The 20,282-nt window shown below is 46.8% G+C and carries 22 protein-coding genes; 19 read left to right on the forward strand and 3 right to left on the reverse strand.

Annotated elements, in window-relative coordinates:
- Positions 1 to 76: 76 nt before the first annotated feature.
- Positions 77 to 1,264, reverse strand: coding sequence for a PDC sensor domain-containing protein (locus B5D50_RS12930; protein ID WP_200807092.1), 1,188 nt, complete (start codon positions 1,262 to 1,264; stop codon positions 77 to 79).
- A 229-nt stretch (positions 1,265 to 1,493) separates the two neighbouring features.
- Here B5D50_RS12930 and B5D50_RS12935 point away from each other — a divergent pair, with 229 nt between their 5' ends.
- The 5 genes from B5D50_RS12935 (at position 1,494) to B5D50_RS20120 (ending at position 5,022) form a co-directional block, all read left to right on the forward strand.
- Positions 1,494 to 2,885: an SUMF1/EgtB/PvdO family nonheme iron enzyme gene (locus tag B5D50_RS12935; protein ID WP_078923057.1), complete on the forward strand. Its 1,392-nt coding sequence runs from the start codon at positions 1,494 to 1,496 to the stop codon at positions 2,883 to 2,885.
- Complete coding sequence (locus B5D50_RS20755; protein ID WP_159448635.1) at positions 2,863 to 3,207, forward strand: formylglycine-generating enzyme family protein; 345 nt, start codon at positions 2,863 to 2,865, stop codon at positions 3,205 to 3,207. The genes B5D50_RS12935 and B5D50_RS20755 overlap by 23 nt, the downstream gene beginning before the upstream one ends.
- A 141-nt stretch (positions 3,208 to 3,348) precedes the next feature.
- Entirely contained in the window at positions 3,349 to 3,858 is a 510-nt protein-coding gene (locus tag B5D50_RS12945; RefSeq protein WP_078923059.1) for an HRDC domain-containing protein, read from the forward strand.
- Entirely contained in the window at positions 3,830 to 4,843 is a 1,014-nt protein-coding gene (locus B5D50_RS12950) for a reverse transcriptase/maturase family protein (protein WP_159448636.1), read from the forward strand. The genes B5D50_RS12945 and B5D50_RS12950 overlap by 29 nt, the downstream gene beginning before the upstream one ends.
- 26 nt (positions 4,844 to 4,869) lie before the next feature.
- Complete coding sequence (locus tag B5D50_RS20120; protein ID WP_143594357.1) at positions 4,870 to 5,022, forward strand: SUMF1/EgtB/PvdO family nonheme iron enzyme; 153 nt, start codon at positions 4,870 to 4,872, stop codon at positions 5,020 to 5,022.
- An 80-nt stretch (positions 5,023 to 5,102) separates the two neighbouring features.
- Here B5D50_RS20120 and B5D50_RS12955 read toward each other — a convergent pair whose 3' ends face one another.
- Entirely contained in the window at positions 5,103 to 6,308 is a 1,206-nt protein-coding gene (locus tag B5D50_RS12955) for an ATP-binding protein (protein ID WP_078923061.1), read from the reverse strand.
- A 100-nt stretch (positions 6,309 to 6,408) separates the two neighbouring features.
- Positions 6,409 to 7,272 carry a TauD/TfdA family dioxygenase gene (locus B5D50_RS12960; RefSeq protein WP_078923062.1) on the reverse strand — a complete coding sequence of 288 codons (864 nt, stop codon included), beginning with the start codon at positions 7,270 to 7,272 and terminating at the stop codon, positions 6,409 to 6,411.
- A 291-nt stretch (positions 7,273 to 7,563) separates the two neighbouring features.
- Here B5D50_RS12960 and dsrA point away from each other — a divergent pair, with 291 nt between their 5' ends.
- The 14 genes from dsrA (at position 7,564) to B5D50_RS13030 (ending at position 20,225) form a co-directional block, all read left to right on the forward strand.
- Complete coding sequence (gene dsrA / locus B5D50_RS12965; RefSeq protein ID WP_078923063.1) at positions 7,564 to 8,862, forward strand: dissimilatory-type sulfite reductase subunit alpha; 1,299 nt, start codon at positions 7,564 to 7,566, stop codon at positions 8,860 to 8,862.
- Positions 8,863 to 8,975: 113 nt separating this feature from the next.
- Positions 8,976 to 10,049, forward strand: coding sequence for a dissimilatory-type sulfite reductase subunit beta (gene dsrB, locus B5D50_RS12970; RefSeq protein WP_078923064.1), 1,074 nt, complete (start codon positions 8,976 to 8,978; stop codon positions 10,047 to 10,049).
- A gap of 20 nt (positions 10,050 to 10,069) precedes the next feature.
- Positions 10,070 to 10,462: a sulfurtransferase complex subunit TusD gene (tusD, locus tag B5D50_RS12975; protein WP_078923065.1), complete on the forward strand. Its 393-nt coding sequence runs from the start codon at positions 10,070 to 10,072 to the stop codon at positions 10,460 to 10,462.
- Between the two features lie 3 nt (positions 10,463 to 10,465).
- Positions 10,466 to 10,867: a sulfurtransferase complex subunit TusC gene (gene tusC, locus B5D50_RS12980; RefSeq protein WP_078923066.1), complete on the forward strand. Its 402-nt coding sequence runs from the start codon at positions 10,466 to 10,468 to the stop codon at positions 10,865 to 10,867.
- Between the two features lie 10 nt (positions 10,868 to 10,877).
- Positions 10,878 to 11,192 carry a sulfurtransferase complex subunit TusB gene (gene tusB / locus B5D50_RS12985; RefSeq protein ID WP_200807093.1) on the forward strand — a complete coding sequence of 105 codons (315 nt, stop codon included), beginning with the start codon at positions 10,878 to 10,880 and terminating at the stop codon, positions 11,190 to 11,192.
- A gap of 32 nt (positions 11,193 to 11,224) precedes the next feature.
- The gene (locus B5D50_RS12990; RefSeq protein ID WP_078923068.1) at positions 11,225 to 11,563 is read left to right on the forward strand and encodes a TusE/DsrC/DsvC family sulfur relay protein; all 339 of its coding nucleotides are present in this window, start codon (positions 11,225 to 11,227) and stop codon (positions 11,561 to 11,563) included.
- A gap of 101 nt (positions 11,564 to 11,664) precedes the next feature.
- Entirely contained in the window at positions 11,665 to 12,426 is a 762-nt protein-coding gene (locus tag B5D50_RS12995; RefSeq protein WP_078923069.1) for a respiratory nitrate reductase subunit gamma, read from the forward strand.
- Positions 12,419 to 13,999, forward strand: coding sequence for a sulfate reduction electron transfer complex DsrMKJOP subunit DsrK (gene dsrK, locus B5D50_RS13000; RefSeq protein ID WP_078923070.1), 1,581 nt, complete (start codon positions 12,419 to 12,421; stop codon positions 13,997 to 13,999). The genes B5D50_RS12995 and dsrK overlap by 8 nt, the downstream gene beginning before the upstream one ends.
- A gap of 88 nt (positions 14,000 to 14,087) precedes the next feature.
- The gene (locus B5D50_RS13005) at positions 14,088 to 16,043 is read left to right on the forward strand and encodes an NAD(P)-binding protein (protein ID WP_078923071.1); all 1,956 of its coding nucleotides are present in this window, start codon (positions 14,088 to 14,090) and stop codon (positions 16,041 to 16,043) included.
- Positions 16,044 to 16,046: 3 nt separating this feature from the next.
- Positions 16,047 to 16,559, forward strand: a complete 513-nt coding sequence (locus tag B5D50_RS13010; RefSeq protein WP_078923072.1) for a hypothetical protein — start codon at positions 16,047 to 16,049, stop codon at positions 16,557 to 16,559.
- The gene (dsrO, locus tag B5D50_RS13015; protein ID WP_078923073.1) at positions 16,556 to 17,296 is read left to right on the forward strand and encodes a sulfate reduction electron transfer complex DsrMKJOP subunit DsrO; all 741 of its coding nucleotides are present in this window, start codon (positions 16,556 to 16,558) and stop codon (positions 17,294 to 17,296) included. Before B5D50_RS13010 ends, dsrO begins: the two co-directional genes overlap by 4 nt.
- A gap of 10 nt (positions 17,297 to 17,306) precedes the next feature.
- Positions 17,307 to 18,509, forward strand: coding sequence for an NrfD/PsrC family molybdoenzyme membrane anchor subunit (gene nrfD, locus B5D50_RS13020; RefSeq protein WP_078923074.1), 1,203 nt, complete (start codon positions 17,307 to 17,309; stop codon positions 18,507 to 18,509).
- Positions 18,510 to 18,627: 118 nt separating this feature from the next.
- Positions 18,628 to 19,203 carry a Uma2 family endonuclease gene (locus tag B5D50_RS13025; RefSeq protein ID WP_078923075.1) on the forward strand — a complete coding sequence of 192 codons (576 nt, stop codon included), beginning with the start codon at positions 18,628 to 18,630 and terminating at the stop codon, positions 19,201 to 19,203.
- 143 nt (positions 19,204 to 19,346) lie between these two features.
- Positions 19,347 to 20,225 (forward strand): HalD/BesD family halogenase, encoded by an 879-nt coding sequence (locus B5D50_RS13030; RefSeq protein WP_078923076.1) that lies wholly within the window; start codon positions 19,347 to 19,349, stop codon positions 20,223 to 20,225.
- The last annotated feature ends 57 nt before the right edge of the window (positions 20,226 to 20,282 follow it).

The following is a 20,282-nucleotide window of genomic DNA, read 5'->3' on the forward strand; positions in this document are numbered from 1 at the left end:
GGCAGCTTCGAGTCTATTTTCAAGCTGTGATTGAGCCAGCTGCTGGATTTAAGTAGCTGGCTTGAAACAACTCTGATCAAAGCCCACAAGTTCCAGTTTCATAAACCTGCATCACGGATTTGAGTTCTTGATAAATATAATCGCGCTCTGCTTTTGTATGTGCTTGCAGTGCAGTAGGGATTTCATGCTGCTCAAGACGGGTCAGTAATTGATTCACGGCCATGCAACCTTGGGTCGCTAAACTATCAATCAGTTGATCCAGCTGGGTTGTATCTAGCGGAAGGGTTGCTGTATTTGTAGTGGTTGCATCGTGGGTTGCACCCCCTAACCAGAAGGCTAGGCCTTTGCTTAGAAATTCATCGTAGCTCAGATAATGCGTGCCATCACAGGAAAAGTTTAAGCCGACTTTGCCATTGACGATATTCAAAGAGGCCGTGCGTAAATAAATCACCTCATCTGCAAAACGTAAGGCTTTAAATTGCCAGAGTATCTGCTTGATCTGCTGACTCGGTACGATAGCACGCTCGAAATAAGGTCGGCGTGGATAAGCAAGGCAAATATTGGTATCGGCTAATTCTTCCATCGTTAAAATCCGATAGACATAAGGGTCGTCGATATGCCAAATAGTGGAGCGGCTGGCTGAGAAATGAATTTGAAAATGATGCACGCCTTGGTCGACGACTAAAGCCTCATGCACGGATAAGACATGATCAATTTGCTTATCCATTAAACTTTCAGAGCGCTCTTGGGCAAATAAGCCTTGGCGAATCGCCGGATCACCTTTAATTTGCCGCCATTTACTCGGTTCTTCATAAATCATTTCTGAATGTGGCAGCTCGCGTAAATCGTAATCCACGCCTAGAAACCCTAAACGCTGCCCCTGTTGATCACGAATAGTTTGAATCGCGGTTAATGAGGGGCGTTTTTTATTCCGACTGATATAGGCTGCGGATAAATTAAAATCAATCCTGTCATCAGCGATATGTTGCAGATAGGGACGGGTGGAGCGGTCGCGCTGATAATCCGCTAGTTCTAGACCATAGCGATTCACCGTCGAACTAAGCTGCACGCCTTGAGTGTCTAGCACATAAAGATATTTACAATGATCAATTTGTTTGAAAATCAGCCGCAGCTGCTCATCCAGCAAGCTTCTGTCTTGTAGCAGCGGTTGCACGATGATCGCGTATTGCTTTAAGGCTTTACCTAATAAATCAATCAGTCTGGCTCGTTGTTGCTCAATGGATTTTTGTAAAGTATGTGGCATGGTTGCAAGTTATCAGTGGTTGGGAATGAATAAACCGTGGTTAATAATAGTTTGATCCTAAGCCAAACCCGAGGCTGAAACTATATAGCAAATGAGCTAAGCGCTAGTGGATTGAAACGCCGCATCGTTGAATAACAGTGAGGCTATTCAATAATCAGCTGGCTGGCCTCTCGTCCGTCTGTCTTAATTCGGTTAGTATTTAGTTTCCCGCATTTACGGCTTGCTCCCCATGACCGATATTTTTATCAGTTACAGTCATCAAGATGAAAAGTGGAAAGACGCTTTGCAAAAGCAATTGCGCGTCTTGCAATTGCATGCAGATTTTATGGTTTGGGATGATCGGCAGATTGAGATTGGTGACAACTGGTTGCCACGGATTGAAGAGGCGATTGCCGCTGCTAAAGTCGCGATTTTGTTGATTAGCTCTGATTTTTTGATTTCTGAATTTGTCTGTCGGCAAGAGATTCCACGCTTTTTACAGCGCCGCGCTGCCGATGGCTTGCGGATAGTGCCTTTAGTGGTTGAACCTTGTCCGTGGCAAGCCGTCGGCTGGTTGGCGAATTTGCAGGGCGCGACCAAGGACAATGAACCTTTATCGCGGCATGCTTGGGATTCGTATGCGCTCAAGCATGAGTTCAGTGAAGTGGCTTTGAAAGTTTATCGTTTATTGCAAGAGTCGCGTGCGGATGAAGAGCGCCAATTAGCAGCCCAAAACGCCGAGCAAGCGCGGCAAGCCCAACGGGATCGTGAGCGTGAACAAGCGCGTCTGGAGGCCGAGCAGCGTGCTGAACAAGCCCGTCTACAAAAAATAGCGGATGAACACGCTCGACAAGAGCAAATCGCACGGGAAGCTAAACGCCAACAAGACTTAGCCGCTGCTGCTGAAGCCAAGCGGGTCGAAGCCGCTGAAGCCAAACAAAAAGCGGAGCAAGGCAAACAACAAGCACCCCCCCGACCCCAAGCTGCTTTGGAGGTGCAGCATGCACCGCTTGGCTCAAGTGCCCCTTTGAAGCTAGGTAAATGGGCGCTGCTATTGGCCGGGTTAGGTCTGGCCGCTTGGGGCGTTTCAGTCTATCGGGGTGCACCCGATCCAGAGTTGATTACTCAAGAACCCGTAAGCCTAGCCCCCACCACACCAATTCCGGCTAGTCCAGAGCCAAGCAAGGCGAACACTCAGTTCCCGAATATGCTTCCGATTCCAGCAGGTGAGTTCACCATGGGCTGTGTTAAAGGAAGGGATGATGTCGAAGGTGGTTGTGATGATGATGAAAAGCCACCCCATCCAGTCAAGCTTAGTGCTTTCAAGTTGGCAGAAACGGAAGTCACAGTGGAGCAATATTTGGCCTGTGTGCAGCAAGGTGGCTGCCCTGCACCACATTGGAATGAAACAGGCAGTGATTACAACATCAACACGGGTAAGGATGATTACTATAAAAAAATGGGTGAGGCTTTGACTGACCTACTATCTCCTATCGTGGGTGTCAGTTGGGAAAATGCGGTTGCTTATGTAGCATGGTTGAATAAATCACAACAGCCCAGCCAGCCGTTCCGTTTGCCGACAGAGGCCGAGTGGGAATATGCAGCTCGGGGTGGAGATAATGAGCAGGCTTCCGTGGGGTAATGCGATTGGCAAGAATAAAGCTAATTGCAGTGACTGTGGGGATAAGTTTAAATATGTAGCGCCAGTGGGTAGTTTCGCGCCCAATGGTTTTGGTTTGAAAGATATGCACGGTAATGTATGGGAGTGGGTAGCTGATTGGCATGGCGCTTACCCAGACCAGTCTGCCAGTAACCCGAAGGGTGCTAGTAAGGGCACTGGCCGCGTGTTGCGTGGCGGCTCATGGAGCTACGCACCGAGGAACGTGCGTTCTGCCTTTCGGAACGCCGACACGCCTGATGACCGGAATAACGCTGCAGGTTTCCGTGTTGCCCAGGGTCAATAGCCATAAAGCACAGAGGGCGCGGGCGGTGGAGCAACCAGCAAGCGCGTTACGGAGTAGCGCTAGCAGGGTGCGGAGCAGGTCGCGCTTGGGGGTACAGGGGGCGAAGCCCCTGGCGATTATATTTTTCTCTAGAAAAAAGCCATGAAACTCAAATTTTTTAGCATTAATGCTTTAGAACCAGAGGCTGATCAAGAGGCTGTTGATACATTTTGCGCTAGCCATCGACTGATTGCGATTGATAAGCGTTTTGTTGAGCAGCCTGCTTACTGCTATTGGTCGATCTGTATTACTTATCTTGATGTCTCATCTTCACCTAAGAAGCTAGCGGAAACTATCAATAAACGTGAGCAAATTGATTATAGAGATCGACTCAATGAGGCAGATTTTGCGGTTTTTACTAAGCTACGAGATTTACGCAAATCACTGGCTGAAACTGAGGGCGTTCCAGTCTATTCAATTTTTACTAATGCCCAATTGGCGGAGATGGTTACTGAGCGTGTAAAAACTCAGACAGCTTTAGCCGCCTTGAGTGGCGTTGGTATAGCTAAGCTTGAGCGTTACGGAAAACCATTTTTGAACCTGCTAAACGATAATTTATTACAGCTAAATGCTCCTCAAGTTGATGAAGCGTCATCGAATTCTCTTGGCTGATTTAGCATCTAGAGATAATTTGGCACTAGCTGTTTGGAAAGCTGCTCGTGGTAAGCATCATCGCCCTGATGTCATTCGTTTCACGAGTGGCCTTGATCAACAACTTGAAGCGTTAGCATCAGACATTCTACGAGAGCGCGTACCCTATGCGGATTACCGCGCATTTTATATTCATGATCCTAAAAAGCGTTTGATTCATGCGGCCTCTTTTGCAGATAGAGTATTACACCATGCCATCATGAATCTTGCCGAACCTATTTTTGAAAAGACTTTAGTTGCAAGCACCTATGCTTGTCGACCCGACAAGGGAGTGCATCGTGCTATTGCTCAAGTACAAAATAATTTGCGCCGCTATCCTTGGTATGTGCAATTGGATATTGCGGGTTATTTTCCCGCGATTGACCATTCCATTTTATTAAAAATCATAGAGCGTCGTTTCAAAGGCCAAGGTTTTCTCGCTTTGCTATGGAGAATTATTGATTCTTTCCATGCTCAACCAGGTAAAGGTTTGCCCATTGGTTCGTTGACCTCCCAACATTGTGCAAACTTCTACTTAGATGGCGCTGACCGCTGGTTATTAGAGACGCTGAAAGTAGCTGCTCATGTGCGTTATATGGATGATCTTGTATTTTGGTGTCGATCCAAAGAAGAGGCTAAGTCTGCTTTGGCGAGTTTGGAGCAATATTTACTAGTGGAGCGTCAATTACGGATTAAACCGAATCGCTTAATTAACCGCAGCAATCATGGAATCAGTTATTGCGGCTATCGGGTCAAACCAGAGGCTATATTACTCAGTCCGCGTAAGCGTCGGCGTTATCAACAGTTACGTTTGCAATGGGAGCAAGCATGGCTGGAAGGATTTATCAGTGAGCAGGATTTACAACAGGCTTATCAATCAATCCATGCGATTACCTTGCACGCGGATAGTATAGCTTGGCGCAAACAGAACTTGCTTTTATATCCACCTCCGATTATACCAGTTTAGGGTGATAGGCATAAGGCACTAACCGCGTGTTGCGTGGCGGCTCATGGAACAACACACCAAGGAACGTGCGTTCTGCCAATCGGAACAACAACACGCCAGATAACCGGAATAACAATACAGGTTTCCGTGTTGCCCAGCTCAATAGTCGCTTTTGGCAATTGACCAGCCTATCATCCTGACACTCGATCTTGAGTGGCTAAAACAGCTAACCTTCCCGTATGTTAGTAGGTAATGTTGTCGAAAGCTTACGGGAAAGGTTTTATCTCGGATTATCTGTTGTTGCCGCCAAATACCCCGCCAACTGATGCCAAGGCACAGCGGTGACTCCGTGGCGTGATTGAGCTGTGTCCCCCGTATAAACCAGTAAGCCTTCGATCAGTTTAAACTGAGCGGTGTCTTCAGTCCGTTGGCTGGCTTGGCTAAAATTTTTGAAAAATTCAGTATGCAAGGTTTGCCCGGATTTCACTTCGACCGGACACAAACCTTGTACCGTTTCGATCAGCAGATCAAATTCAAGGCCGCTATTTTCACGATAATGAAACAGCCGGGGGCGTTTACCCTGATTTAAGAAAAATTTATACACCTCACTCACCACCCACGATTCAAAAATAGCTCCGCGCAGGGGATGGAGACGTAATTGCTCTGGTGAGTTAATTCCCAGTAAGGAGCAGACTAAGCCTGTATCTAAAAAATGCAGTTTTGGCGTTTTGACTAAGCGCTTGCGCAGATTGCCCAACCACGGCAAGAGGGCGGTACTTAAAAAACTTTCTTGCAATACCGACGACCAAGTACGAATGGTATTGTGCGAAACACCCGTATCATTGGCTAATTGGGTGTAGTGCAGTTCCTGCCCAGTGTGGGCAGCGGATAATTGCAAAAAGCGCGAAAACTGATCAAGGTTGCCGACATTCACTAATTGGCGCACATCTCGCTCTAAGTAGGTCAGTGTGTAATCGGCTAACCATTCGGTTGGGCTAATGGCTTGGCTATACAAACGCGGGTAGCCGCCTTGCCAAACGGCCTCCCACACGGAGTTGGGCGCTTGCTGGGCTTGGCTGAGTTCGGCATAAGAGAGGGGTAGCAAGGTCAAAATAGCAGTACGCCCCGCAAGGGATTGGGCAATTTTGGCGGAAATCAGCAGGTTCTGTGAACCCGTGAGAATGTACTGCCCCATTTGGCCACTATTGTCGACCCGATCTTGAATATAATGCAGCAATTCGGGGGCATTTTGGATTTCATCCAAGACCACGCCAGTCTCACCGAATTGTTTCAAAAAACCACGCGGATCAGCTTTGGCGTATTCACGGGTATCGAGCGGTTCGAGTGAAACATAAGCTTTATCTTTAAAACTAGCCTTGCATAGCGTCGTCTTACCCGATTGCCTTGGGCCTAATAAAGTCACGACTGGATTAGTAGCCGCACGACGCAGTAATTCAGCACTCAAAGTTCGTGGAATAAAGGACATGGTATGACTGAGCCTAGTTATCTAGTGCCATTAGTATAATAGATGGCTTACACTTTGTAAGTTGAATTTACAATCTGCCCATATAAAGGTTAAAAATCAATCAGCTTGCTCGCTCTAAATAGCGTCCTCGATAGAGCAGACGTTTCTTTTCTGGTTCATCCGCATCTACAAACCCTGTCCGACAATGCAATACATTATTGCAAATCAAGCCTTCACCGGCTTGCAGGGTATAGCTGAGTTGATAAGGTGAGCCTTGTTCCCATAAATCCAATAAAAACTGGGCGGCTGCTTGGGTGATCGGATCATCCCGCCAGATCACATTCTTTTGCCGAGCCGAGTAGCGCATGTGTAGGCTGCCATCTGGATTAAAACTAAATACTGGACCGGTGTGTGCTGGGCGAATTTCTTCACCGTTTAAAATATTCGCTGGAATCGTGAAGGCTGTTGGATGCAAGAGTGCAGTAATAAAAGCCGGATTCGCATCTTGTAATAAGAGATAAGCGAGTTCGTGATCCATAAAAAGGTTAGCACCGCCTTGAGCAGCAGGCCGTACACAATGCAAAAGCATGCCGTGAATTTGCTCATGCGGAGCGTTGTAATAACCATCGGTATGCCAACTGAGTTTTTTGTCAGTATAAGGAATGTAATCGTGTTGACCTTGATGTTGGGTGACTTGAATGGAAGTCAAACTATCGGCATCGGCACAAAGATTATGCGCGATCTGGTTTAAACCCATGCGCTGTGCGAGGTAGTGAATTTGCTGTTTAGAGGCCTGTGGCTGATGGCTTAAGCGATACAACACTAGATTATAGCGAGCTAAATACTCATGCAGTTCGGCTAGCTCTGCGGGTGTGGGGGCGTCTGCGTCTTGAAGCTCCACTCGTAAAGCACTCGCACGTAGCGGATACCGGGCTAATTTTTCTTTCAGTCTTTTTTGACAAAAATCGCTATCCTGCCAGTTCATAAATACTCAAGTAAGTTTGAAGGTTTAAATATTATAAAATAATGATATTCTATCTCTCGCGTTGGCTGAGAGAAAACTTGTCGAGTCCTTACGATCTATCTCTAATGGGATAGCTGCATTTTATCTCATTCCCCATGGGTGAGATTCTTTGGCAAGAGACATAAGCATACACTTATAAACACTTTGAAAGCGTGTGGATAGGTGTCCACGCAACCGATTCTAAGCTGGGCTACTGGATGTTATTAAAAAAGTAGTCAAGCTAGTCATCAATGTAACGATGAGGAGGCAGCTATGGCAACAAAACATTATCCAACCCCGATGCTGGATGTCTTAGAAGAAGGGCCATGGCCTAGCTTCATTACCGGTATTAAAAATCTGCGTGATAATCATCCAAATGAGCGGATTCGTAATATGACTAATGGCGTGTTAGGCCAGTTAGAGCATTCTTACGAAACCCGGATGGGTTATTGGAAAGGCGGCACGATTTCTGTTTTCGGGTATGGCGGTGGGATTATTCCACGCTTCTCTGAAGTCGGGCATATGTTCCCTGAGTCGAAAGAGTTCCATACCCTGCGTGTCCAGCCACCTGCTGGTAACTACTACAGCACGGATATGCTACGTCAACTGGCAGATAGCTGGGAGAAGTATGGCTCTGGTTTACAAACTTTCCACGGTCAAACCGGCAATATCATGTTCATCGGCTCGGATAGTAAAAACTATCAAGGCTTTTTCGATGAAATTAATGATTATGGCTGGGACTTAGGTGGTGCAGGTCCTTGTGTACGGACCGGGATGTCTTGTGTAGGGGCGGCACGTTGCGAAATGTCCAATTGCAATGAGCAAGCGATTCATCGCCACTTATTGAATAATTTCACGGATGATGTACACCGTCCGGCATTGCCTTATAAGTTCAAGTTTAAGGTTTCAGGTTGCCCTAATGATTGCATGAATGCGATTGAGCGTGCGGACTTCGCCATTATTGGTACTTGGCGTGATGACATGAAGGTCAACCAAGCCGAAGTCAAAAACGCGATCATGAAGAAAGCCGCTGAAATCGGCAAAGAAGGGGATCGGGCAGCGGGTCGTCAATATATGTTTGATAACGTTATTAGCCGTTGCCCAACCGGTGCGATTAAGCTGAATGACGATGACACCATGACGGTCGATAACAGCAACTGTGTGCGTTGTATGCACTGTTTAAATGTCATGCCTAAAGCCCTGCAAACTGGCGATGACAAAGGCGTTAGCATCCTAATGGGTGGCAAGCGTACTTTAAAAATCGGTGATTTAATGGGTACAGTGATCATTCCTTTCATGAAAATGGATACGGACGAAGACTACGAGCGTATTAAAGAGCTGGCTTCTACCGTGATCGACTACTGGGCTGAGAATGGTTTAGAGCATGAGCGCTGTGGTGAAATGATTGAGCGTATCGGTTTGGTTAACTTCCTTGAGGGTATTGGTATTGACCCTGATCCAAACATGATTCAGCAACCGCGTAATGTGTCTTATGTGCGCATGGATGGTTGGGACGAAGCCGCTGAAGAGTGGTTCAACCGCAAGCGCGAAGAAAAAATGGCGGCTGCTTAACCCTATCCTCAATCCCTCCCCTTATCAAGGGAGGGAAGTGCTCCTCCCCTGATAAGGGGAGGCTGGGAAGGGTTTCAGTACTAATGTTAAAGATTTTTTGGAGAGTTTAGTTCATGGCAGCCGAAATGCGCGAACCGATTGAGTCTGGATGTCCAGATGGCTTTCAATATATGCATCCTGTGATGCGCCGTAACTACGGTCAATGGTTATATCACGAAGATCCACGGCCGGGTGTGTTAGTGCATGTGGCACGCAGTGGTGAAAAGATTTGGACAGTGCGGGCGGGAACACAACGTATTCTGGATGTTTTCACGCTGCGTAAGCTGATGGATATTGGTGATCAATACGGTGAAGGTTTTGTGCGCTTCACGATTCGTTCCAATATTGAATATATGGTAGCGGATGGCGAGAAAGTCGAGCCATTAGTAAAAGCTTTGGAAGATGCAGGTTTTCCGGTCGGTGGTACCCGTAATTCGGTGACTACTTTGTCACATACTCAAGGCTGGTTACATTGTGATATTCCGGGGACGGATGCCTCTGGTGTAGTCAAAGCGATGATGGATGAGTTAATCGACGAATTTAAAGGCTGGAATATGCCTAATCGCGTCCACATGACCACTTCTTGCTGCCAAATTAACTGCGGTGGTCAAGGTGACATCGCGATTAACGTCCAGCATGTGAAGCCACCTAAGATCAATCATGCTTTAGTTGGGAATATTTGTGAGCGCCCATCGGTCGTGGCACGTTGCCCCGTCGCGGCGATTCGCCCGGCGATGGTGGATGGTAAGCCTTCACTGGAAGTCGATGAGAAGAAGTGTATTTGCTGTGGCGCTTGTTATCCGCCTTGCCCACCGATGCAAATTAATGATCATCAATACACACAATTAGCGATTTGGATTGGTGGTAATCACTCAAACGCACGCGGTAAGCCGACTTTCCAACGCTTAGTGGCAGCAGGTATTCCGAATAACCCACCGCGTTGGCCGGAAGCAACTGCAATCGTGAAAAAGATTCTGCAATGCTATAAAGAAGGCGCTCGTGATTGGGAGCGTATGAATGAGTGGGTTGAGCGTATTGGTTGGCCACGTTTCTTTGAAGTCACTGGACTGCCGTTCACTAAGTATCACATTGATAATTGGCGTGGCGCACGCAATAACTTGAATTCTTCAACCCATATCCGCTTTTAAAGTGGGTAACGAGGAAGGTTATGAAATACACCCTTATGGTCAATGAAGGTCCTTATCAGCATCAGTCCTCGGACACTGCGCTACAATTTGCGCGGGCTGCTTTGGACAAAGGGCATGAGATTTTTCGAGTGTTCTTCTATCACGATGGCGTGAACAATGGTACGCGCCTTGCAGTACCACCTAAAGATGATCGGATGTTGCAAAAAGAATGGTCTGAATTGGCAGAAAAGCACGGTCTAGATTTAGTGATTTGTATTGCAGCTGCTCAGCGTCGTGGTTTAATGGATGCCTCCGAGGCCAAGCGCCAAGGTTTGACTGCGGATAATATTGCTCCCGGTTTCCGTATTTCTGGCTTGGGTCAGTTGATCGAAGGTGGAATTGAATCGGATCGTACCCTTGTGTTTGGGGATTAAAGCATGGCGAAGAAATTCATTTATTTGAACCGCAAAGCACCTTATGGCACGGTCTATGCGCTGGAATCCTTGGAAGTTGTTTTAATAGCTGCTGCCTTTGAACAAGAAGTTACTTTAGCGTTCTTGGATGATGGTGTGTATCAGATTGCTAAAGGTCAAAACCCAAAAGCACTGGGTATGAAAAACTTCTCTGCGACTTATAATGCTCTGGGCGATTACGGAATTACTCAGTTTTATGTAGAGCGTGAGTCCTTGGCAGAACGGGGTTTGAGTGAAGACGATTTAATGCCCATTGTCTACGAAGATGAAGACGATGATTACGCTGAAAAGCCGTCAGTCCGGGTGGTTTCGCGTGCTGAAATGGCGCAAATCATGGCTGATCAAGACGTAACCTTTAGCTTCTAAGAGGTGAGCTATGGCAATGTTGCATATTGTGAATAAATCGCCCTTTGAGCGAAATGCGCTGAAAAGTTGCTTAGCGCATGCTTTGGCTGGTGATGCTGTATTACTCATTGAAGATGCGGTGATTGGTGCAGTGAGTGGAACAAGCTTAGCCTCTGAACTCCAAGCAGCGATGAGCGAGCAAGCAGTCTCTATTTATGCCTTAGGCCCGGATTTATCCGCACGGGGCGTGAGTGAACAGCGAATGCTAGACGGCATTCAAGTGGTCGATTATGCAGGTTTTGTGGACTTGACCGTCGCGAACGAAAAAACACAAAGCTGGCTTTAAACCTTAACCTTATACTAAACAGGAGGCCAGATATGGCTCTGGATATTGGCGGTAAAACCATCGCAACGGACGAAGAAGGTTACTTAGAAAATTTGAATGATTGGACACCTGAGGTTGCAACGGCGATGGCCTTGGCTGAAGAGACTCCGGTCGCTCTGAATGATGAACATTGGGAAATCATTAATTTCCTGCGTGAGTATTATGAAGAGTATCAAATTGCTCCAGCAGTACGGGTATTGACTAAAGCCGTCGGTAAGCGTCTTGGTGCTGATAAAGGCAATTCAAAATATCTCTATAGCTTGTTCCCTTATGGTCCGGGTAAGCAAGCGTGCAAGTATGCCGGCCTACCTAAGCCAACCGGCTGCGTCTAAATTATTCATTATTAGTTTGGTGCTTTAGGTAACTAGAGCCATGTCACCAACCCTGGTCTATCGCTGGGGTTGTTGTGAGCTTTCGTCTGTAGGAGTCAGTTGTGACCTTCGTGAGTATTTTTTACGGCCTGCTGTTTTGGGCGGCGACACTCGTGTTAGTGGTCGGAGTAGGCCGCAAGATATACCTATATGCCACGATTCCAGCGCCACTCAAAATCCCCACGACGCCCGCACCAGTGACGCAAGTCGGTGTCGTGGGGCGTATGTTCCGTGAAGTGGTTTTATTCGAGAGTTTATTTCGTGCGAATAAATACACTTGGCTATTCGCATTTATGTTCCACATGGCTTTATGGTTAGTCCTCTTGCGTCATACTCGTTATTTCATGGACATGAATAGCCTGCTGTCGTTTATTCAGCCTTTTGGCAAATACGCGAGCTTTGCAATGGTGTTTGGTTTGGCAGGTTTATGGGCGAGACGTTTATTGGTGGATCGTGTGCGCTATATTTCTGCACCCTCAGATCATTTGATGTTGGCGCTATTAATCGGGATTGGCTTAAGTGGCATGATGATGACCTTTGTCTCTCCGACTGATATTACGATGGTGAAGGGCTTCTTCCGTGGCTTAATGACTTTTGACTTCCATCCCTTGCCCGCTTCACCGATTTTATTGGTACATCTATTTTTAGTGGCTTTGTTGATGTTGATTTTTCCGATTAGTAAATTGTTGCATGCACCGGGTGTATTTTTTAGCCCCACGCGCAATCAAGTCGATAATCCACGTGAGAAGCGCCATATTGCAGCTTGGGCTTTAGCGCTAGAAAAGAATAAGCAGAGTGATCGGAACGAGGTGAAACATGGCTGATTATGAAGTTCCGAAGCTGAATGGCGAAGGTTATATTCAGATCCCGAAGATTAAGCCGGGTGCGATGGCCGGTAAAGGTCCGTTTATTGCTAAGCCGGATTTCCAAAAGGCTTTAAATTTTCCTGCTGATTTCCAAGCGGATGGCGCGGGTAAATTTGAATTAGTACCGGATTGGAAGGATCGGGCTTTAAATAAACTGGATGATTTGCGTCATCGCTATCGTTCGCTGCAATTGTATTTAGATATTTGTGTCAAGTGCGGCGCTTGCACCGATAAATGCCATTATTATGTGGGTACACATGATCCCAAAAATATGCCGGTCGCACGCCAAGATTTATTGCGGAAAGTATATCGGCGTTATTTCACGTTTGCGGGTAAGCACTTTCCGAAATTAGTCGGTGCAGTGGACTTGACCGAAGAAGTGGTCGACGATTGGTATAATTATTACCATCAATGCTCTCAATGTCGGCGTTGCTCGGTGTATTGCCCGTATGGAATTGATACGGCTGAAGTATCAATGGCTGCCCGTGAAATCCTCGATCATATTGGTCGTGGCTCTAAATATAACAACGAAATTATCAGTAAAGTCTTTAAAGTCGGAAATAATTTAGGTTTGCCGCAGCCTGCCTTAGCTGACACTTTAGAGGGTTTAGAGGAAGACGTCGAAGCGGATACAGGAATTAAAGTTCGTTTCCCACTCGATGAGGAAGGCGCTGAGGTCTTACTCGTTACCCCATCGGCTGACTTTTTTGCTGAACCGCATGTAGATGGCTTAATGGGTTATGCCAAAGTCTTTCACGAGGCGGGTATTAGCTGGACTTTAAGTTCTTATGCTTCCGAAGGCGCTAATTTCGGGATGTTTATCGGTTCTTACGAAAATATGCGTCGCATTGCACTGCGGATTCGTGAGGCAGCGATCAAGCTTAAGGTCAAGCGTATTGTCTTTGGTGAGTGTGGGCATGCATGGCGTGTGGCTTATAGCTTCCTGAATACGCTCGCCGGACCGTTTGATTTTCTTGATCCAAAATATCCTGTACCCCAGCATATTTTGGAAGTCACTTGGGGCTTGATCCAAAATGGCAAGCTCGTCATCGACAAGACACAGAATGATGACAAAGTACTCACCTTCCATGACTCTTGCAATGTAGCGCGGGGTTCACGCATGGGCGATAAACCGGGCGGACAGTTTGAGTATCCACGCAATGTGATTAAAGCCGTGTGTAATCATTTTGTTGATATGCCTGCCGATACCATTCACGACGCAACTTATTGTTGTGGTGGGGGCGGTGGTCTGTTGACCGATGACCTCATGGAGCTACGGATTAAGGGTGCACAACCCCGGATGGAGGCGCTTAAATATGTCACTGAACAGCAGGGCGTCACCCATATGGCCGCGATTTGTGCGATTTGTAAATCGCAATTTACTAAGGTAATCCCGTACTACGGCTTCAAAATGGATCAGATTGTAAGCGTGCACCAATTGGTCAGTAAGGCCTTAGTCTTACAGCGCCCCGTATCCGTGCAAGCGCGTCCTGACGATGATGACGAGGACGATGAAAATGATGACGCATAGATGATGACGCATAAGCTGATCCATCACCCCAATTTATACCGTATTGATCCTGAGCTTGGCAGACTAAGCTCACGCAGAGGAGAATGACATGTCAACAGCACAGCACGACCCTAAGTTACAAGCTCGCACGTTTCGGCGTTATAAGGATGGCGATCACGAGTGGGATAGTATGCATGACAAAATTTTTGTCGGCGATACCTCACACAAATGCCCGACTTATGTGCATAAAACCCCACCTTGCCAAGGCTCTTGCCCCTCCGGTGAAGATGTGCGTGGTTGGCTACAAATTGTGCGTGGTATTGAGAAGCCACCCGCTGGCATGAGCATGCAAGAGTATGCTTTCCGTCGCTCTACCACGGCGAATCCTTTTCCTTCGATGATGGGACGGGTCTGCCCTGCGCCTTGCCAAACGGGTTGTAATCGGAATGATGTCGATGATTTCGTCGGTATTAATGCGGTGGAACAATACATCGGTGATACGGCGATTGAGCAAGGCTTCAAGTTTGATCCTGCCCCCGCTTTATCGGGCAAAAAAGTGGCGATTATTGGAGGGGGACCTGCGGGTTTATCGGCAGCTTATCAATTACGGCGCTTAGGCCATGCCTCCACTATTTTTGAAAAATTACCTGAACTTGGCGGTATGTTCCGCTATGGTATTCCCGGTTATCGTGTGCCGCGTGACAAATTAGGCGCCGAAATCCAACGGATTCTGGATTTGGGTGATATTGAAGTACGCTGCAATACTAATATCGGCCAAGATATTACGGTTGAGCAATTAGAGCAGGATTATGATGCTGTATTGTGGGCGATGGGCTGCTGGACAGGGCGTGATTTATTCGTCGACAAGTTTGCTGAAACTCCCAACTGCGTGACTGCGGTCGATTTTCTCCAAGCCTTTAATTTAGGCACAATGAAATATACCGCGCCGCGTGTAGTCTGTGTGGGTGGTGGTGATACCTCGATTGACGTGGTATCCGTATCACGGCGGATCGGCACGGTGGCGAACTACCATGAAAAGCCCGAAGATGCCGCAACGGGCAAATTAATTCATGGTGAAGTGGCTGAGAAAGTCCCTGCAACCGTGACTTTGACGACTTTATTTGCTTTGGATCAGATGACAGCTGCCGAGCATGAGGTGCAGGACGCGCTAAAAGAAGGTGTCACCATCCTCACACAAGTGATGCCGAAAGAAATTGTCTTTGGGGCGGATGGCCGTGCTATCGGCTTGAAAGTAGTCGAGTGCGTGATGAAAGGTAATTTGCCACAGGCCTGTGAAGGTGGCAAAGAGACCCTTATTGAAGCCGATATTATTGTCTCAGCAATCGGTCAATACGGCCGTTTTGATGGTGTAGAAGCGTGGAATAATGGCAAAAACCTGATCAATCATAATGCTTTTTATCAAGTACCGGGTAAGGAAGGGCATTTCGCCGCTGGTGATATTGTGCGTCCACATTTATTGACCACTGCAATTGGTCAAGGTGCGATTGCGGCTGAAACCATTCATCAGTATTTGAATGCACGTGAAATCCAAAAGCGCCCAAAAGTGGATAAGCATCACTTTGATTTGATGCGCAAATTACAGGAAGTTGGTTTAGAGCCAAAGAGCTTTGATACCAGTAAAGCTGAGGATATGCGCGGTACTTCAGATATGAATTATGCGGTACATAACTACGAAGACCGCTCAAAAAGCACTATTGTGCAGTCTAAAGAGTTATTTTTAGGGCATTTTAAGGCAGAAGCCCGCCATACCCGCACGGAAGATGTACCGACTTCTGAGCAGGTTTTAGGGCATTTTGCTGAGCGCATGAATGCTTTAGCGGAGGCCGATGTGATTGCCGAAGCCAAACGCTGCATGAGCTGTGGTATGTGCTTTGAATGCGATAACTGTGTGATCTTCTGCCCACAAGATGCAGTTTATCGTGTGCCGAAAAAGCAAGCGACTTTAGGGCGTTATGTGGCAACTGATTATGCGCGTTGTATTGGTTGTCATATTTGTGCGGATGTCTGCCCGACTGGCTATATTGAAATGGGGATGGGTGAATAAGCCATGCCCTTGCTCAGCAAAATCAAATCACTGCTAGGGCTGGCGCTGTTTGCAATAGCGCTAGTCGGCTGCGATGCGGGTGTGCCAGAGCCAAATCTTGCCCCTGCCAAAGCCAAAGCAGCGCAATGCGTTGAACCGACAGCGGACATTCGCAAAAATCACATGGTTTATTTGGATAAGCATCGTGATAAGACAGTCATTGAGGGTATTCGTACCACTAAGCATAGCCTCAATGAGTGTATCAACTGCCATGTTGCACCTACTCGGGAAGATGGCTCAGCCGTGCACTATACCGATGCCAAGCAAGACCATTTTTGCGCGAGCTGCCACACGTATGTTGGTGTGAAATTAGATTGTTTCCAATGCCATGCGGATCGCCCGCAAGTCGCGGAAAATCCTAATTATCAGCATAAGCTTAGCTCAACGACCTATCATCTGTCTGCTACTACCGCACAGCCTGATGCGAGTGATTTATTATTGCTAGGTAGCGGCCAAGTTCAAGGAGCGACGCAATGAGTCAAATCAATGCGTATCGACGCAAATTTCTCGCTGCCTTAAGCGGTGTTGCAGCGGGTAGCTTGGCTTCTGGTGTGATTTTGCGCACAGTACAAGCAGGTGATGTGCCCGCCAAACCTGCTGATCAGCCCATCTCTAATCAAGTACGTTGGGGTATGCTGATTGACATTAATCGCCTTACCGATGGTGGCGCAAGTATGGTGGAAGCCTGCAAGCGTGAACATGGTTGGGGTAATGATCCGAAAGCCCGTCCTGAGCAGCAGGCTCAATGGATACGCACGGTTCAAGTGACTGACAAACTTACCCAACACAGTTTCACTTTGCCGGTAATGTGCCAGCATTGCGCAGAACCGCCGTGTGTCGACGTTTGCCCCACGGGAGCGTCGATGAAGCGTGCGGATGGCATTGTGCAAGTGAATAAACATATCTGTATTGGTTGCCGTTATTGCATGATGGCCTGCCCGTATAAAGCGCGTAGTTTTGTACACGAAAACCTGACTGATCAGCGCCCCGATTCCCCGCGTGGTATAGGCACGGTCGAGTCTTGCAATCTGTGTGTGCATCGTGTGGATCAAGGCCAGTTACCTGCTTGTGCAGAAGCGGCACCACAAGCAGTCATTTTTGGTGATTTAAATGATCCAAACAGTCGAATTAGCCAAGCAGTCAAAACTTTAGGTGGTTCGCAGATTCGTGCGGATTTAAGTTTAAATACTGGCGTGCGCTATTTAGGTCTTTGAGGGTAGAACGATGAGTAGTAAATCAACGACCTACAGTGAATTACGTGCTAGTAAGGCTTATTACCTTATTCTAGGTATCTGCTTAGCTGTCTTGGGCTTAGGTGCTATGAGCTTTTTCCATTTGGAGCACGAAGGCCACCATGTCACTGGCATGAATAATCAAGTCGTTTGGGGATTGCCGCATGTATTTGCAATTTTCTTGATTGTGGCGGCTTCAGGGGCTTTGAATATTGGTTCGATTGGCACGGTCTTTCGTAAGAAGCTCTATCAAAAAATGGGACGAGCCTCAGCACTATTAGCAATAGCTTTATTATTAGGTGGTTTAGCGATTTTAGTGCTGGATTTAGGTCATGCTGATCGCTTAATCATTGCTATGACTTATTATAATTTTAAATCCATTTTTGCATGGAATATTATTCTTTATAACGGCTTTTTAGTTTTATGCTTGTTATATATTTGGACGATGCAAGATCGAGCAGTAAAAGCATTTTATCCTTATATTGGTTTTTTCGCCTTTAGTTGGCGTTTAATTCTGACTTTAGGAACAGGCTCTATCTTCGGGTTTTTAGTAGCACGTACTTATTATAATAGTGCGATCATGGCACCTTTATTTATTGCAATGTCCTTTGCTTTGGGCTTGGCAGTTTTCATTATCCTATTATTTTTTACCTTCCGCTTAGATAAGCGGGAGTTAGGTGATCTGATTTTGAATCGCTTGCGTTACCTGCTGGCTATTTTTGTAGCATCAGTGATGTTTTTAGAGTTAGCACGGCATTTAACCGCATTGTATATCACGCAGCGGCATGGGGTTGAGCAGTTTATTCTTTTGGATGGCGGTATTTATACCCTACTATTTTGGATTGGACAGGTGCTGGTGGGTGGCTTAATTCCCTTATCTTTGATTTTTTGTCGGGCATTGAAAAATAATCACTGGTCACTGTTACTGGCTTCGACTTTAGTCATTATTGGTGGTTTTGTGCAGCTGTATGTGATTATTGTCGGTGGGCAGGCTTTCCCGCTTGAGTTATTTCCGAATGCGGAAGTGCAAAGCAGCTTCTTTGATGGTGAATTGAATCGCTATACACCAAGTATTTGGGAATGGATGCTGGGTGTAGGTGGGGTAGCGCTCACACTCGCTTTGTTCTATGTGGGTATGAAAGTGCTGCGTTTCTTGCCAGAATCCTTGGCCGATTCGGAAGTAGAAGTGAATTAGTCGTTCGGCCGTTCTAGCGCTTGATACTTTAGAAAAAACCAGCTTAGGCTGGTTTTTTTGTTTCTGCTTTAAATAGATGTTGTAAGCTTGTAGACGAAGCAGTCATGGAGCAAAAGCGATGCCATTAGCCCAGCAAGCTAATTTTATTTTGGTTGAAGACTATCTAAGTGCTGAACTCAAACAAAGTATTCGCCATGAATATGTGGACGGTCAGATCTATGCGATGGCTGGGGCGAGCATGAACCATAATCGCATCACGAGTAATTTGGTGCGTTTGTTAGGCAATCACTTGGCGAGTCAAGCTTGTGAGGTGTTTAGTAGTAATATGCTGCTGCAAACCAGTGCAAATCGCTATCGCTATCCTGATGTTGTGGTCAGCTGCCAAACCCAAGCCGAGAACGAGCTGCTACTATCTAGCCCGATACTATTGGTTGAAGTGATGTCCCATAGTACACGGAAAACTGACAAAGAAATTAAGCGTTTAGAGTATTTACAGCTGCCAAGTTTAATGGAGTATATGTTGATTGAGCAGGACTTTGTTGAAATCGAAGTGCTGAGGCGTAGCCAGAATTGGCAACCTTCTTATTATTATTTAGGCGATGAGATAGTGTTTGAGTCGATTGGACTTAGCTTGCCCGTATTAGAGGTTTATCAGCGGGTGGTGAATCGGGATATGGAGAGATCTGGTTTTTAGTGTTAAATGATTGTCATGGTGAAATTCCTTGTTTTCCAAGCCTGTCAGCGTAGTATATATTTTTATGAAAATTAAGGATTTTCATCTCTACGGGGTGTGCTTATTACCACGCATGCTGGGGTTTTTGTCTGGAGACACGGATTATGAATACTAATGCTGGGGATACCGAATTATCACCTGCTGAATTAATCAACTACACGCAATATCCCATTGATCAGCCACAGGATCAGGCCACTCAGGCCATCATTCGACAAATTCAGGTCGGGTTGGCTGAGGATGGTTGTGCGGTAGTTCGTGATTTCCTCAGTCCCGAGGGTTTGCGGGCTTTACTCAAAGAGGCGGAGGAGCGTAGCCCCCAAGCCTATTATTCCCAGAAAAAAGATTGCAATGTCTATCTGAATGAGGGTGATGCCAGCCTGCCATCGGATCATCCGTGCAACCGCTTTCTGCCACGCACTAATGGCTTTATTACCACTGATTTGTTTGGTGAGGAAACCGCTGCCCACCGCCTGTATTTCTGGGAGCCACTGAAAGACTTTCTGGCAACTTGTCTGGGCAAGGAGGCGTTGTATCTTTATGAAGATCCGGTTTCTAGCATGATCGTTAATGTTGGCAGGCCGGGACAGCAATTTAACTGGCATTTTGATACCAATGAATTCACCATCACCCTGCTTCTGAAAGCAGCGCAGTCCGGTGGCTATTTTGAGTATGTACCCGACTTACGCAGCCCGGAGGACGAGTGCTACGCTGAGGTACAAAAGGTACTGGATGGTGACCGGAGTCGTATTAAACGGCTGGATTTACGCGAAGGTGATCTGCAGTTCTTTTTGGGTCGGTTTTCACTGCATCAGGTGACAGCCAATACCGGTGATACAGATCGCTTGCTGCTGATTATGTCATTTACTGAAAAACCGGGAGTCGTTGGCAGTGTGGCGAGGGTTAAAGACCTCTATGGCAAGGTCACTCCGGCGCACTACGCCAGCGAGCAGCAGAAAGTACGCGCCGATAAGTTGCTGGATTAGACACGCTGCTGGCTTTGTTAAAGACAGTTGCATAAGCACCTTCATAATCACTATCCG

Source organism: Thiothrix eikelboomii, from assembly GCF_900167255.1.
Taxonomy (GTDB): Bacteria; Pseudomonadota; Gammaproteobacteria; order Thiotrichales; family Thiotrichaceae; genus Thiolinea; species Thiolinea eikelboomii.